This window comes from Adhaeribacter terreus, assembly GCF_042657365.1.
Lineage (GTDB): Bacteria > Bacteroidota > Bacteroidia > Cytophagales > Hymenobacteraceae > Adhaeribacter_A > Adhaeribacter_A terreus.
On sequence record NZ_JBHSKT010000003.1, the window covers coordinates 347849 to 363611 of the forward strand.

The following is a 15763-nucleotide window of genomic DNA, read 5'->3' on the forward strand; positions in this document are numbered from 1 at the left end:
CGCTATCATTTTAAATAAAAAAACCGGTACTTTTCAAGGCACCGGTTTTTTTTATGGTTATATATCATTGAAACTGAAATCGGTATCGTTTAGGCCTTTAAAAGTAAAAATCCCTAAAAGCAAAAAGCCAGACTTTTAACGGCCTGGCTTTTTGCTATCAATGGTTGCAATTAAACTTTCATCTAAGGGTTTTTACGCCGGTTTTAATGAGAAGGTTGCAATTATTTTTAATTTAGTCTGAAAAATTAAGCAAGGCAGTAACAAAAATATCTTACTTACCTTATCTACAGGGTTTTACAAACCGGGTTATTACCAGCTTTTTTTCTTGCCGCCGCCGCTAAAACGACCGCCGCCCTTTTTCATTTCGTCACGCCAGTTGCCGCCGCCACTTCTTTCGCGGTCACCGCCACGGCCACCATCCCGGTCAGAACGGCCACGGTATCCTCCTCCTTCGCGGTCGCCACGGTCTCTGTCGCGGAATCCGCCATCACGGGAACGTCCACCTTCGCGGCGATCGCCACGGCCACCACCATCACCAAATTCACGGCGTTCCGATCTTTCAGAATTAGCAGCCGAAGCATCTTTCTTCTGCGCTTTCTGGAACGTAACCGGAATATCGTTAATAGAAACGCGGCCCATCTGATCCAGCACTTCCTGGGCAAATGCCAACGGAATTTCTACAAAACTGAAACGGTCGTAAAGATCGATGTCACCAATTTTATTTGAAGGAATGCTGGTATGCTCGGTTAAAGCATCGATGATATCTTTCGGATGCACGCGGTCTTTTTTGCCCATGGTAACAAAGATCCGCTCCATGCCTGGTTTCGGGCCATCGATTCCTTTAGCAGCTTCGGCGCTTTTTTCCTTGGCTTTAGATTCGCGCATGCTCATTTTTAACAATGCTGCAGCAACTTCTAAAGAAGTAAAATCCTGGGCCAATAATCGCTCTACTTTCGTAACGGCTTTTTCTAAACCACCTTTGGCAATAACTTCTTTTATCTGCTCCAGGAATAACGTGGTGCGGATCTCGCTAACATCTTCGGAAGAAGGAACCGGCTGTTGCAGGATCTTCGCCTTTGTGTAGCGCATAATGTCTTTCAGCTTATAAACGTCGCGGCCGGAAACAAAAGAGAACGCCTTACCAGATTTACCTGCGCGGCCAGTACGGCCAATACGGTGTACATAAGCTTCTTCGTCCTGTGGAAGGTCATAGTTGAAAACGGCTTCCACGTTATCTACGTCAATACCACGGGCAGCAACGTCGGTAGCTACTAATAATTCCAGAGTACCGCTTTTGAATTTCTGCATCACATTGGTACGCATGGTCTGGTTCAAGTCACCATGCAAACCATCGGCAAAGTAACCGCGGGCCTGTAGGTTAGAAACCAGTTCATCTACCATGCGCTTTGTATTACAGAAAATGATACCGATCTTCACGTTATACATATCGAGCAAACGGGTAAGCACTTCCATTTTCATGTTGTTGCGAACCTCGAAATAAACCTGCTCGATGTTGGTAACGGTAAGTTCTTTATGAGTAACTTTTACCAGGTGCGGATCTTTCTGGAATTTCTTGGTGATTTCCATGATCGGCTTGCTCATGGTAGCCGAGAACAGGATGGTCTGGCGTTCAGCAGGAACTTTGGTCAGCACGAATTCAATGTCTTCGCGGAAACCCATATCCAGCATTTCATCAGCCTCATCCAGAATGATTTTTTTGATATTTTCCAGTTTCAGTGTACCGCGCTCAATGTGATCCATCACGCGGCCCGGCGTACCAATTACGATCTGCACACCAGAGCGTAAAGCTTTTAACTGACGATCATAAGACTGACCACCGAAAATAGGCACAACGCTGATGTTGCGCTTGTATTTAATTAGTTTAACAACTTCTTCCGAAACCTGGATTGCCAGTTCGCGGGTAGGGCACAATATTAAAACCTGAACGTTTCTATCATTTTCATCGATCCCCTCAATTGCAGGGATGGCGAACGCAGCGGTTTTACCGGTACCAGTTTGAGCCTGACCAATAACGTCGCGGCCCTCCATAATTACCGGTATTGCTTCGGTCTGAATCGGCGAGGCCTCTTCAAAACCCATATCAGCAATGGCGCGCTGCATTTCAGCGCTTAACGGTAATTCTTCGAATTTAATTTTATTCATATAATGATTTATTAGAAGGCTGTCTTTTGATTGGTATAATAAATTGCGCCTTCATCAAGCTGCAAAGATACTACAAATAATTCACAACTTACGCAATATTATTGTGGGTTTGTTCTCAGCAGAATAAAGTGAACTGCTGAATATCAGTGCAATTCTTTTTTAAGCCCAGAAATAAATAATAAAAATACTATATCCCTCTTGCCCTCGAAAATTTGCACAAACCTGTTATTATCGGGCTGCTAACCGTTCGAAAGTTGCCGTTCACCATTTAGAGTTTACATAATCGTATATTTATTTGGATTAAACCGTATAAACTTTTGAAATCCAAACTCTAAAAATACTGACGTTTTATCGTCCTATTGCTTTCTGATATAGCTTTTGCCGCCAGACGGGAAACAAAAAGTTATATTTTCAATTTCAGCAGATTACTGCTTTTTACCAGAAACCAATTACCAGTTATCCCGATTTCAGATTCAAGCTTATTTTAAAAAAATACCCGCCGGCAAACGCAATTTCTTTTGCATTTGCCGGTAATGCGAAACCTGATATTAAACTTCTAAAAAACTTCGATTATGCTGCACATTTCCAAAATTGTCCGCAATGGCAAAGAATTTAACCTTATCGCTTCCGGGGCTTTAGCTTTTAAAATTTACAACAAAATCTTGAAAGAGCCGGTATTCGAAAATCTCAAGTTCAAAAGCTCCAGCATTCTTTGCGATGCCATTTCTACCAGTCCGCTTTTCAAAGCCGACCCAACCGTAAATTCTGTGTATTTTGCAATTGTATCGGATCTTGACAAAGAAACCAACAACGCGCTTTGCCTCAGAATGGGACAGGAACGCCTGCAAAATGGCTACGCGGTATGCGAAGTAATTGCCATGTATTACAATGAACGGTATTTCCGGGCGGTAAAACAATTGCGCAACAGCTTCGATGAGTTGTTTGAATTGAATAAACCGAGCGTTAACCAAAGCAAAGCGTTGCTGTATTCAGAACAACAAAACTGTCTATTAACGGATTATTCCATCACCCTGGCTAAAATTCTTTACCACATAACGCTGGAAGATTTTAACCCGGGACGCGTTCTGAAGTTCGAAAATCAGCACGTCGAGGCCGCCTGATCGGGCTTCAGGAAATACGTTTTCCTGCGTTAATTTTCCAGTTGGTCCTGGGCTACAGAAACAAAAGCTTTCAGTAGTTCAGGACCTCTTTTTTTTAATGGTTAAATTGTTGAATTATTACATCCTGTCATCCTGAGCGGTAGAGAAGGACCTTGTAGGCTTTGAGTAGAAACCTTACTGCTGGCTTCAACTTTTTTTCTTCCTAACCATACCCTTTTGCCCAAACGCTAAAATGACTTTTTCACCTCAAAACCGGAGCGTTTTCAGGAATTCAATCCTGACTTTTTCGAGCCCAAAGCATAGCGTTTTTAAAAGTAGCGCAGGGTTTAAACCCTGCGCTACTTTTGCTTTCTCCTAATCCCAATCAACAATTTAACAATTCAGCCATTTAACAATTTAATTAGGTAACTTAGCTTTCTGTTCTGCCCTTTAATTTCCGCCGAAAGAAAACGCTATGCCTGCTGTCTTAAAAGTCTATTCCTCCTCTGCCGGGTCCGGCAAAACCTACACGCTTACCAAAGAATACCTGAAGCTGGCGCTGCAAAGCCCCGATCCCTCCTACTACCGCACCATACTGGCCATCACCTTCACCAACGATGCTGCCGCCGAAATGAAGGAACGCATCCTGCACGCGCTCCGCAGTTTTCAGCCGGAAAACGCTATGGATCTGAAGGAAAAAACTAAGGGCGAAAATCTGTTAGAGGAAATTACCAATGAACTGAACCAGGAATACCCGGGCCACAATTACACCACCGATCTTTTAAGAATTCGCGCCAGAGAAGTTTTCACCCAGATCCTGTTCCATTACGCCGATTTTGCGGTAAGCACGATCGATAGTTTCGTGAACAAAGTGGTGCAGGCTTTTACCCGCGAACTGAATATTCCTTTCAATTTTGAAGTGGACTTGGATGCGGCCACCTTGCTGAACACCGCCGTAGCGATGCTACTGGACCAGGTAAAAGACGGCGAGGGAAATCTGCTGGCCAATACGCTGGAACAATACGCCGAAGAAAAAGCTTCCGAAGGAAAAAGCTGGAATAGTCTGCCTACCGAACTGGCCGAATTCGGCATGAACCTGCTGAACGAACAGGTTTACGAAGCAGTGCTTTCTCTGCAAAAACTGAAACTCGACGACTTCCGGAAAATCCGCTCTGAACTGCAGAAAAAATTAAAAACCATTGAAACAGAAATTCAAACGGTAGCAAAAGAAGGTGCGGACTTAATTAGCAATGCAGGAATTCCGGCGGATGCTTTTGCAAATGGGAAATTAGGTATTCCGGCGTATTTTGAAGGCTTGGCAAAAGAAGTTGATCTGGAAAAACCGTATGCTTACGCGCATAAAACCTTTGCAAGCGGGAAGTTCTACAGCGGCAAAGCTTCTGCGTTGGATAAAGCAAACATTGATGGCATTTGTGGTAGTCTAACCGATTGCTATAACCGGATTGAAGCGATAAAAACGGAACGCGGTTCGGAGTATGCCTTGATCAAAGAAATGATCCCGAATCTGTATAAACTTAGCGTTTTGAATGAGCTGGAAAAGTGTATGCAGGAGATCAAGAAAGACAAAAACCTGGTGCACATTTCGGAGTTCAACAAGAAAATTACTGACATCGTTTTGCACGAACCCATTCCGTTTATTTACGAACGTCTCGGCGAAAAATATCACCACATCCTCATCGACGAATTCCAGGATACTTCCGCTTTGCAATGGAACAACCTGCTGCCGCTTATCGATAACACGCTCGCCGGTGGACATTTTAATTTAGTGGTGGGGGACGCGAAACAGGCCATTTACCGGTGGCGCGGCGGCGACCTGGAACAGATCCTTCATTTGTACAAAGGGCAAACGCAAAACCTCTATGAAAACCGCCGCAACGAAGAAATTTTATCGGAACGCTACCAATCCGTAGACCACAGTTTGCGGCCGCAAAACCTGAACACCAACTACCGTTCCGATACCCAGATCATCAATTTCAACAACGGACTTTTCCGCTTTATTGCCGACCATAAAGGCCGCGAATTTGAAACCCTTCAAGGCATTTACGATAACACGTTTCCTCAGATCGCCCCGGGCGGCAAGAACGAAAAAGGCGGTTTGGTGCAGGTAATTTTTGCTTCCGACGAAGACCCGAATTTTGAGCTCGATCTGCAAACCGGAAACCGCACCGAAAACCTTTTTGAAGGCTACGCACACCCACAAAATATCTCGTATTCCGAAAGCAATTTCGACATTACGCTGCAACTGGTAAAGCAAGCTTTAAAAGATGGTTTTGCGCTGAAAGACATTGCCGTTCTGAGCCGGAAAAATGCCAACAGCCGCGAAATCGCTACCTTTTTAAAGGAAAAAGGTTACGACATTATTTCCCAGGATTCGCTTTCGTTGCAGAACGCCGAAGTGGTGAATTTGCTCATTTCTATTTTCCGCATTTTTAACCGTCCGGACGATGGTTTGGCGCGCGCCGAAGCCTTGGGTTTGATCTACAAAATTGTAAAAGAAGCACCCATAAACAGCCGCGTAACCGAAGAGATTGCCGCCGTAGCCGACGATGCCCGTTCCGAAATTTTCTTCAACAAAGTGCGGGCCCTGGGCTACGACCTGAAGGAAAAAGAAACCGGCAATTTAAGCCTGTACGATCTCACCGAAAAGCTGATAAGAATTCTCGACCTGCTGGGCAAAAACAACGAATGCGAATACCTATTCCGTTTCCTGGATCTGGTAATGGAATACAGCCTGAACAACAGCAACAACCTGGCAAATTTCCTGCAATACTGGGACCTGCACAAGGAAAAACTGAGCATCAACACGCCCAAAGACCTCGACGCCATTACCATCACCAGCATCCACAAAGCCAAGGGCCTCGCCTACCCCGTGGTCATTGTGCCATTTGCCGACTGGAGCGTGGTGCCGATGAACCGGTCGCTGCTCTGGGGGAAACTGGATGCAGAAAATTCACCTGCCGAAAAACTGGATGTGGCCGTGGTAGGAATGAGCAGCCGCCTGGAAAATACGCCGCTGAACGCCCAGTACCAGACCGAACTGGAACGCACCTTTATTGAGAACCTGAATATGCTGTACGTGGCCCTCACGCGCCCCGAGCACCGGCTTTACCTCATTGCCAAAAAACTCGATTTCACGAAGGAAGGCAATATGAAAAACATAAGCTACTTTCTGCACGCCTATCTCGTAAACAAAGGCCTCTGGGACCTCGCCAAAACCGTTTATACGCTGGCCGAAGACACCTCGACTTTTCAGCCGAAAAACGCTACCGTTTCCGGGCATTACAGCCTCGACCAACTGCACGCCACCGACTGGGAAAAACGCCTGAAACTAAAGCAGCACGCCAACAATATTTTCGACTTTGAAACGCAACAGCAGCAACGCAAATGGAGCCGCCGCCTGCACTACGCCCTCTCCCGCCTAACGACAGCCGACGAACTGGAAACGGTATTGAATTCGCTCAAAAATCAGGGCATTATCAGCCGCCGCGAAATGCCGGAATTTACCGAACGTTTGCAGACCGTGGTGCAGCACCCGCAAATGCAATATTACTTCAGCAAGGAAGTGATTTTTGAAAACGAAAAAGAGATACTGGACGTGCGCGCCCTCCGCTACAAACCCGACCGCATCGTTTTCGACCAGCACGGGAACGTTACCTTAATTGACTTTAAACTGCCGCCGGAAAAGAACGAATACATCGAAAATCTGAATTCCTATGCCCAGCTTTTTGCGGAATTAATGGTTTCGGAAATTACCTGTTTGCTTTACTATTTTGAGGAAGAACGGGTGCATAAATGGAAGTTCGTTCCGGCCAAGGCTGGGGAGCAGATTGGGTTGGGGATTTGAGGTTTTTTTTATACAATAGGTAAAAATGAACAGGAAAATACTTTTGAACCAATTACAATTAGCATTTAGTCCTATTTGTAATTTTGATTTCAGTATAATTAAAAGTGATCCAATTCTTCAAAATATATTGAAGGAAAGTAGAATTTATATTATTGCTCAAAGACCTGTTTTATCATTTGAGAATATTGTTCCTAATATAGACGAAGGTGAAATACAATTTGAAATTAGGCAAATTGGAAACCCTTCATTTTTGAAGTGTAAGCTGCCTATATTTCAAAATGATATTACATTAGATAAAAGTGAATATATTTTTTTGAGCCTAAGTTCTAATGATATTAATAATAAGGTTGCTTCAATTCCAATAAACAATATTCATAGAATATCTTTAATTCAAAAAGATGATTATATTTTTTGGATTTCCCCAGAGATGTTTATTCATTATTATTTGAATGAATCACTGGAAGCGGAAGTAATTGGTAATATTGACGAATTTGTTAAATATAAAGTTAAATATGTTGGAAAAGCAACTGACCAAGATATTTGGAAAAGGTTAACCGGACACGCAACATTACAAGAAATTCTTTCAATAGAGTATCCATTAAATTATGGATCATTACCCACCCACGAAATTGCAATCCTATTTTTGAAATTTTACGATAACATTTCTATTAGTTCATTTGGTGATGATTTTGAGAATGAACAAGAAAACAGGGAAATGGTTGATACATATTTAGGCAGAAATATGCCTTCTCAAAAAACCATTTTTTTAGATGCTGAAAAGGCCTTAATAAAGGCAATGCAGCCTAAATATAATAAAGAAGTCTATAAGAGTTATCCAGTTAGTAAAGATGGGCTACATAAATTCAAATACAATTACTATCAATTTTCAATTAAAAGTAATATAATACTTCAATATGAACAAGGTGAAATAGTCGGTATGAATGAGCTTTATGGTGGTGATTCAATACAAGTTGAGGAAGGTAAGTCAATGAAAATTGTAAAGTATTCTAAGGAACCAAATAGTTAAATTTTATAGAAATCTCCAATTCATTAAATTAAAACTTTTCTTACTCCCACCAAATGCAAACCTTCCTCCACCAAACTGCGGCTGCTTTACTTCAGAAATACCCCGACAATATCAGCCAACTGTGCGTGATCGTGCCGACGCGCCGGGCGGGTTTGTATTTCAAAAATGCGCTGGCGCAACTGGCGCCGGGCGGAATGTGGAGCCCGGAAGTTTCTTCGATGGAGGATTTTGTGTGCAACCTGGCCAAAACCGAAATTGTGGAGCCCATCAGCCTGCAGCTCGAGCTTTACGACATCATCCAGGAATTCGACCAGAAACTCGATTTTGACCAATACGTGAGCTGGGCCGGCACTCTGCTCGAAGATTTCAACCGCATCGACCAGAACCTGGTAGCCACCGACAAGCTTTTCGAATACCTTTCCGAAGCCAAAGCCCTGGAGCGCTGGGATCCGGAAGCACTGGGCCAGCCCATTTCCAATACCGTTGCCAACTACTTCAAGCTCTGGGAAAACCTGGAAAAAACCTACCGGAAACTGCGGCAGAATTTACGCAAGAAAAAGCAAAGCTACCCCGGAATGGCCTTCCGCTACGTAGCCGAAAACGTTAGAGAGATCACCGAAAAAACTACCTGCCACCGCTACATTTTTATTGGCCTGAATGCGTTGAGCCGGTCGGAAGAAAAGATCGTGCGCACGCTTTTAAGCCTTAATAAGGCCGACGTATTTTTCGATGCCGATGAGTATTATTTAGCCACCGATTCGCCGAACCGCGCCGGGCATTTCCTGCGGAAGTACCGAAAAAACTGGAGCCTGCCCGAATGGAATTTCAGCGGAAACGAACTTCTTACTTCCGAAAAAGAAATTAACGTGATCGGCGTGGCCAATGCCAGTATGCAGGGCCGGGTGGCTGGTCAGTTGCTGGACGAAATTCGCAGCAAACAACCGAACGCCGAAGTAGCCATTGTGCTGCCCGACGAAAATATGCTGCTGCCCGTGCTGCACGCCATCGGCGAAAACGTGCCCGATTACAACGTTACGATGGGGCTTACGCTCAAAGGCACGTCCCTTTTCAACCTGGTCGATCTGCTTTTCGATGTGCATTTAACGGGCATTATTCAGCCGGGGCAAACGGGTTACGCGGTGCAGCATTACCATTACCTGGCCGTCAATAAACTCCTGAGCCACCCGTTCATTCGTCGCTACGAGCATTACCTCCACGAAAATTTAACGGAACAGCCGGAATTCGAAAATCTGGTGCAGAACGTGGTAACCAAAATTCTGGATGAGAACCGCATTTTACTTTCGGCGCAAACCTTAATCGAACTTGGCAAAGAACACCCGCTTTTCCAGTCGCTTTTCCGGCCGTGGCGCAACTGCGACGACATCATTGCGGCGATGTTCGAAATTATCGATCTGCTGAAAGATATTTACCGCTTCGATCTGATCAACCCGGTCGAAACGGAATACCTCTACCACCTGTACACCATCGTAAAACGCCTCGATTCCATATTCGATTGCCGCCAGCAAAAGATCTCGGTGCGCAGCTTCAAGAAATTCCTGTACGAGCAAATTGGCCAGACCCGCTTACCTTTCGAAGGCGAACCGATATCGGAAATTCAGGTGATGGGAATGCTCGAAACCCGGGCGCTGGATTTTGAAAACCTGATCATTTTATCAGTCAACGAAAAGACTCTGCCGGCCCCGAAAAAGCATTCTTCGCTGATGCCTTACGATGTGCTCCGCGAGTTTGGTTTACCAACGTATTCGGAACAGGAAAGCATTACCTCCTACCATTTTTACCGGCTGCTGCAGCGCGCCAAAACCGTAAGTTTACTCTATGTACAACCTTCAGATACTTTTGGCGCCGCCGAAAAAAGCCGCTTCATTCTGCAATTAGCCAATCATTTAGCACCGATAAATCCGAAGATAAAATACACCGAACAAACCGGCATTGTAATCCAAACCGAAAAGAAGAAAAGCTACAACCACGACATAATTATTGAAAAAGACGAAGCTGTTTTAAACAAACTAAAAGCGAACCTGAAAAAAGGCTTGTACCCGTCGCATTTGAATATGTGGGTGCGCTGCAACCTGCAATACTATTTCACTAAAGTTGCCGGACTGCGCGAAACAAACGAAATGGATGAGCAGATCGGTACCGACCAGTTCGGGAATATCGTCCACAAGGTTCTGGAAGATTTTTACCAGACGTTTATGCTCAATAAGAAACCGGTGCTGGAATCTGACCTGCGGGAAATGCTAGGGAAATTGCCGGAAAAAGTCAGGCAGGAATTTAAGCGCGGAACCTTAGAAGCCTTGCCGGAGCAGGGAATGAATTACCTGCTATACAAAGTGGCCCTTAAAATCCTGCAGAAATATCTGGATCTGGAAATCAAATCGGGCGCCTATCCGCTGAAAGTTTTGAAACTTGAGCAAAGCCTGGAAACCCGAATGCAGGTGCCTGTGGGCGATGAACTGGTTGAAGTGAACCTGGCCGGTAAAGCCGATCGAATTGATAAAACCGGCAATAAGATCCGGGTGATCGATTACAAAACCGGCTTCGTAAGCCCTACCGATCTGAAAGTAAAAACTGAAGAACTGGAAACCAATTTTCTGACGAACAAGAAATACGAAAAAGTGCGGCAGCTTTGGTTGTACCGGTATTTAATGGAAAAAAGCCTTTCAGAAATTCCGGTTATGGCCGCCGAAAACGGTATGGAATTGCTGGAAAAAACTGAGATCGAAGCCAGCATCCTTTCTTTCCGCAACCTTGATAAAGGCCTGATGAAAGCGCAACTCAATTTTACGGATGAAGGTTTTGAAACGACCGAAGAATTTCTGGCGGAAAGCGAAAAATACCTGCACAAATTCATTCAGCAAATGCTCGATCCGGAAGAACCGATCAGGAAAACAAATGATCTTGAAGTTTGCCAGTATTGCGCTTATCGGGGAATCTGTGCGCGGTAGAAACTAAAAGACCTCACAGGTTTTAAAAACCTGTGAGGTCTGAATTAATCGTCGATCGTAAATCTAAAATCGTAAATCCAATCTATTGTTTCGGAATTTTCAGAACCCAGCCCGGCTGAATGAGATCCGGATTTGAGATCTGATCTTTATTCGCTTCGTGGATCTTTTTCCATTGCATGGCGTCGCCGTAAAAGTTCTTGGCAATTTTAGAAAGCGAATCGCCGGATTTTACGGTGTAGGTATCCATACCGGTGGCAGCGGCTGGTTGTCCTGCTGCCTGACCTTGATTAAAGAATCCGCCGGTGGAGTCTTTGGCGGCGCCGGTTTTAGGTTGTTCTACCGGTTTTTGTTCGCCTTTTTTAAGAAAATCAAATAGTCCCATAGTTTTAAATTCAGTTAAGAAAAAAAATGACAGACTTTGTATAAGTCTGTAACTCTACCGAATACGCCAGAATTAGCCGGTTTGTTGTTAAACAATTTATCAGTTGCTCGGCTGCTTATTTTCAGAACCAATCTTTATTCGTTTCGTATCCAAGTTCATTTCCGGCAGCATTTAAATTGCCTTAAAATCATCAAGCTAAAAAACTATGAAAAACCTGAAATTGAAACATTCTTTCCTGGCGCTGTACCTGTTTGCCTTGATCTTTGCTTATGGGTGTGGAAACAAAAATAAAGCGGGAGCAACTGCTAATCTTTACGGCGCCGACAGTAAAAGCTGGACTACCGACAAAGAGCGCGATGCTACCGGCGATAAGGTAAAGCAAACTGCTGAAGACGAAAAAACCGTACTTACTTTCTTTGCCAACGGTAATTTTTCCATGAATTCGAATCTGCAAACCATGAACGGCACGTATCGCTACGACCAATCCGGTAAAACGCTTATGTTAACGCCAAACGGTTCCAACACTTCCATGTCTTTTGAAGTAACTAAACTCGACGATGATGAACTGGATCTGAAAGCGCCGGACGGTTCTAAAATGGAACTGGATGCAGAGTAATTTAACGCGCTGATTAACGCGCTGATTTTAAAATTAAAAAATTGCCGTTGTTGGCGTTTTCACCAACAACCTAAACTTCAGAGTCCGGTTTTGCTTAGGCAGAGCCGGACTTTTTTGTGCTTTTACTCTACGGTTTTTCTGAAATTTTTCTGCAGGGCACTAAACTAATGCGGCGCTTGTTCAGGGGCGGAATTTGTGGTAAATTTAAGGTATGGAATGGATATCGGTAGTGGCCGGGGCGTTGCCGGCAAGTGGGTTGGTTTACTTGCTTTTGAAAAATCAGATCGGGGCGCTTGCGAAAAAAACGAACGCGGCTGAAATGGCTTTGAACTTGTCGCAAACGCAGCTGGAAGAAAAGAAACAGGAAATTTCTAGGTTGCAGGAGCAGGTGAAATTTGAAAACCGCCAGGTAATTACGCTGCACGCCGAACTGAGCAAAACCGAAACTGATCTTTACCATTTAAAGCAAAAACTGGCCGAGAATAAAGAAGAACTGGCCGGTTTACGGCAGACTTTTTTGGAGCAATTCCATACCGTTTCCAACCAGGTTTTGGTGCAGAATTCTGAACATTTCAAACGTGCTTCCGCCGAAAATATCGAGCAAATTCTTCTGCCTTTAAAAGAGCGCATCAAAGAATTCGAAGCAAAGGTTGAAACGACTTACGAGAAAAGCCTGATTGAAAATACTACGCTGAAAGAGCAAATTGCGCAATTGGTAAACCTGAACCAGCAAATGAGCAAAGATGCGCTGAACTTAACTAATGCTCTGAAGGGCGAACGCAAAACGCAGGGTAACTGGGGCGAATATCTGCTGGAAAGTCTGCTCGAAAAATCGGGTCTGGAAAAGGAAATCCACTACCGTCGTGAAGACGTGCGCCGCGATGCGGAACAGAAAATTTTCCGTCCAGATGTGATCATTTTACTGCCTGACGATAAACATTTAGTGATCGATTCAAAGCTTTCGCTGGTAGCTTATGAAGCGTATTGCAGCGCGGAAGACGAACTGGTACAGCAACTTCAATTGAAGAACCATTTAAATTCCCTGCGCACGCATTACACTGATTTGAGCCGCAAAAACTATCAACATCTGCACGGCATCAATTCCCCGGATTTTGTGCTGATGTACATTCCAATCGAACCTGCGTTTAACCTGGCCATGCAACACGACCGCGAAATGTTTGTGGAAGCTTTGGACAGGAATATTGTGTTCGTTACCAATTCTACTTTATTAGCTACGTTGCGAACTGTTGCCAGCGTCTGGAAACAGGAAAATCAGAAACGGAACGTGCTACGCATTGCGGAAGAAAGCGGAAAACTTTATGATAAATTCGTAGGTTTTGTGGAAGATATGAAAGACATCGGGCAGCATTTGGAACGCAGTCAGCAGAAATACAGTCTGGCGATGAATAAACTTTCGGAAGGAAACGGCAACCTGATTAAGCGGGTGGAAAACCTGAAAAAGATGGGTGCCAAAACCAGCAAAAGCCTGGATCAGAATTTACTCAAAGATTCGCTTCCTGAGCCTTCCGAGAATTAAGCATTGCTACAAATGAATTAGAAACCGGATGATTAAACTCTCCGGTTTTTTGCGTTAAAAGCCTACCGTTTTGGTTGTACTTTTCGGCGGCAAAACGATAGCGCTTTATCCCGGAAAGTCAGCTTTTTTCTGAAGTAGATATTTGTATCTTTGATTTTAAAACCATCGCCCAGCTTATGAAAAAACTGATCTTACCGGCATTAGCCGTAGGTTTATTATATTCCTGCCAATCTAAAGTGCCAACCACTCCTACTACTGAAACTGCGGTAGTGGTAACTCCTGAGCCGGCTGCTATTCCCCGCGATTTCCGGGGCGAAGCCGATAAATATCTGAGAGAATATTCCGCAGCGTATCAGAAGCTATATTACCAGGCTTCGGAAGCAGAATGGGCATCTAATACCAAAATTATTCCCGGCGACAGCACCAATGCCAAGCGTACGCAGGCGGCCAACGAAGAAATTGCGCGATTTACCGGCAGCGAGTTCAACATTAATAAAACCCAGGAACTACTGGCACATAAAGATAAATTAACGCATCTGCAGGTTTTACAACTCGAAGCAATTTTGTTTCAGGCAGCCAATAATCCACAAACCGTTCCGGACCTTGTAAAGCGGCGTATTAAAGCGCAGACCGAACAAACCGAAAAACTTTATGGCTACGATTATAAACTGAACGGAAAGTCGGTTACTACCAATCAGCTCGACGATATACTGAAGGATGAGAAGAACCTGAACAAACGTTTGCAAGCCTGGAATACCAGCAAAGAAGTTGGCAAAGAATTAAAAGAGGGGCTGGTTAATCTGCGCGACCTTCGCAACCAAACTGTACAGGCCCTGGGCTACGAAGATTTTTTCAGTTACCAGGCTTCTGAATATGGCATGACCCGCGAAGAAATGATGGGTCTTATTCAGAAACTAAACCAGGAATTATTGCCGCTTTACCGCGAACTGCACACCTACGCACGATACGAACTGGCTAAAAAATACGGAGTGAAACAAGTTCCTGACCAGATTCCGGCGCACTGGTTACCAAACCGCTGGGGCCAGGACTGGAGCAGCATGGTTACCGTAAAAGGTTTTAACCTTGATGCCCAACTTAAAAAGAAAAGCGCCGAATGGCAGGCCAAACAAGCTGAAAAGTTCTACATGAGTCTCGGCTTCCCGGCTTTACCTGAAACTTTCTGGACCAAATCTGACCTATATCCGCTTCCGAAAGACGCCAAATACAAGAAAAATAACCACGCTTCGGCCTGGCACATGGATTTGGATAAAGACGTGCGCTGCCTGATGAGTATTGAGCCGAATGCCGAATGGTATGAAACTACGCATCACGAATACGGCCATATTTACTATTACATGACCTATTCCAACCCGGATGTTCCGGTTATGCTTCGCGCAGGCGCCAACAGGGCTTACCACGAAGCGTTGGGAAGTTTAATGGGCTTAGCCGCAAGTCAAAAACCTTTCCTGGCTAGCCTGAACCTGATCGATCCGAAAGCGAAAACCGACGACATGCAGTTATTGCTGAAAGAAGCCTTGAATTACGTGGTTTTCATTCCGTTTGCTTCCGGTGTGATGACCGAGTTTGAACATGACCTTTATGCAGGCAACCTGGCAAGCAATGAATTCAACCTGCGCTGGTGGGAGCATGTGAAAAAGTACCAGGGCATTGTCTCCCCCACCACCCGTGGCGAAGAATTTACCGATGCCGCAACCAAAACCCATATCAACGACGACCCAGCCCAGTATTACGACTATGCGCTTTCATACGTAATTCTATTCCAGCTGCACGACCACATTGCTAAAAACATTCTGAAGCAGGATCCGCACGCTACCAATTATTACGGCAATAAAGAAGTAGGTGCATTTCTGAAAGGTATAATGTACCCAGGTGCAAGTGCTAACTGGCGTAAAATGCTGATAGAAAAAACAGGCGAAGATCTGAGTGCCCGCGCCATGGTTGCTTATTTTGAACCGCTTATGGAATATCTGAAAAAGCAGAATAAAGGTCGCAAATACACCATGTAAAAACGCTATGGTTTTAGCCTGAAAAACTAATCGTATGCAAATAAAAAAAAGCCCCGAAGTTATTTCGGGGCTTTTTTATT

At 44.4% G+C, this 15763-nt stretch carries 9 protein-coding genes; 7 read left to right on the forward strand and 2 right to left on the reverse strand.

All coding sequences use genetic code 11. From position 1 onward, the window contains the following. Nucleotides 1–309: 309 nt before the first annotated feature. On the reverse strand, nt 310–2163 hold the full coding sequence (locus tag ACFPIB_RS06770; RefSeq protein WP_378016673.1) for a DEAD/DEAH box helicase: 1854 nt from the start codon (nt 2161–2163) through the stop codon (nt 310–312). A gap of 572 nt (nt 2164–2735) precedes the next feature. Between ACFPIB_RS06770 and ACFPIB_RS06775 the strand changes: the two genes are divergently transcribed. The 4 genes from ACFPIB_RS06775 (at nt 2736) to ACFPIB_RS06790 (ending at nt 11121) form a co-directional block, all read left to right on the forward strand. Continuing rightward, the gene (locus ACFPIB_RS06775) at nt 2736–3284 is read left to right on the forward strand and encodes a hypothetical protein (RefSeq protein ID WP_378016674.1); all 549 of its coding nucleotides are present in this window, start codon (nt 2736–2738) and stop codon (nt 3282–3284) included. A gap of 454 nt (nt 3285–3738) precedes the next feature. Next, complete coding sequence (locus ACFPIB_RS06780; RefSeq protein WP_378016675.1) at nt 3739–7128, forward strand: UvrD-helicase domain-containing protein; 3390 nt, start codon at nt 3739–3741, stop codon at nt 7126–7128. A 43-nt stretch (nt 7129–7171) separates the two neighbouring features. After that, nucleotides 7172–8155, forward strand: coding sequence for a hypothetical protein (locus ACFPIB_RS06785; protein ID WP_378016676.1), 984 nt, complete (start codon nt 7172–7174; stop codon nt 8153–8155). 53 nt (nt 8156–8208) lie between these two features. Then, nucleotides 8209–11121, forward strand: a complete 2913-nt coding sequence (locus tag ACFPIB_RS06790) for a PD-(D/E)XK nuclease family protein (protein ID WP_378016677.1) — start codon at nt 8209–8211, stop codon at nt 11119–11121. Nucleotides 11122–11203: 82 nt separating this feature from the next. Here ACFPIB_RS06790 and ACFPIB_RS06795 read toward each other — a convergent pair whose 3' ends face one another. Next, on the reverse strand, nt 11204–11503 hold the full coding sequence (locus tag ACFPIB_RS06795) for a LysM peptidoglycan-binding domain-containing protein (protein WP_378016678.1): 300 nt from the start codon (nt 11501–11503) through the stop codon (nt 11204–11206). 205 nt (nt 11504–11708) lie between these two features. Here ACFPIB_RS06795 and ACFPIB_RS06800 point away from each other — a divergent pair, with 205 nt between their 5' ends. The 3 genes from ACFPIB_RS06800 (at nt 11709) to ACFPIB_RS06810 (ending at nt 15683) form a co-directional block, all read left to right on the forward strand. Continuing rightward, nucleotides 11709–12119: a hypothetical protein gene (locus ACFPIB_RS06800; protein WP_378016679.1), complete on the forward strand. Its 411-nt coding sequence runs from the start codon at nt 11709–11711 to the stop codon at nt 12117–12119. Nucleotides 12120–12330: 211 nt separating this feature from the next. Further along, the gene (locus tag ACFPIB_RS06805) at nt 12331–13656 is read left to right on the forward strand and encodes a DNA recombination protein RmuC (protein ID WP_378016680.1); all 1326 of its coding nucleotides are present in this window, start codon (nt 12331–12333) and stop codon (nt 13654–13656) included. Nucleotides 13657–13832: 176 nt separating this feature from the next. Beyond that, nucleotides 13833–15683 carry a M2 family metallopeptidase gene (locus ACFPIB_RS06810; RefSeq protein WP_378016681.1) on the forward strand — a complete coding sequence of 617 codons (1851 nt, stop codon included), beginning with the start codon at nt 13833–13835 and terminating at the stop codon, nt 15681–15683. Nucleotides 15684–15763 lie beyond the last annotated feature (80 nt).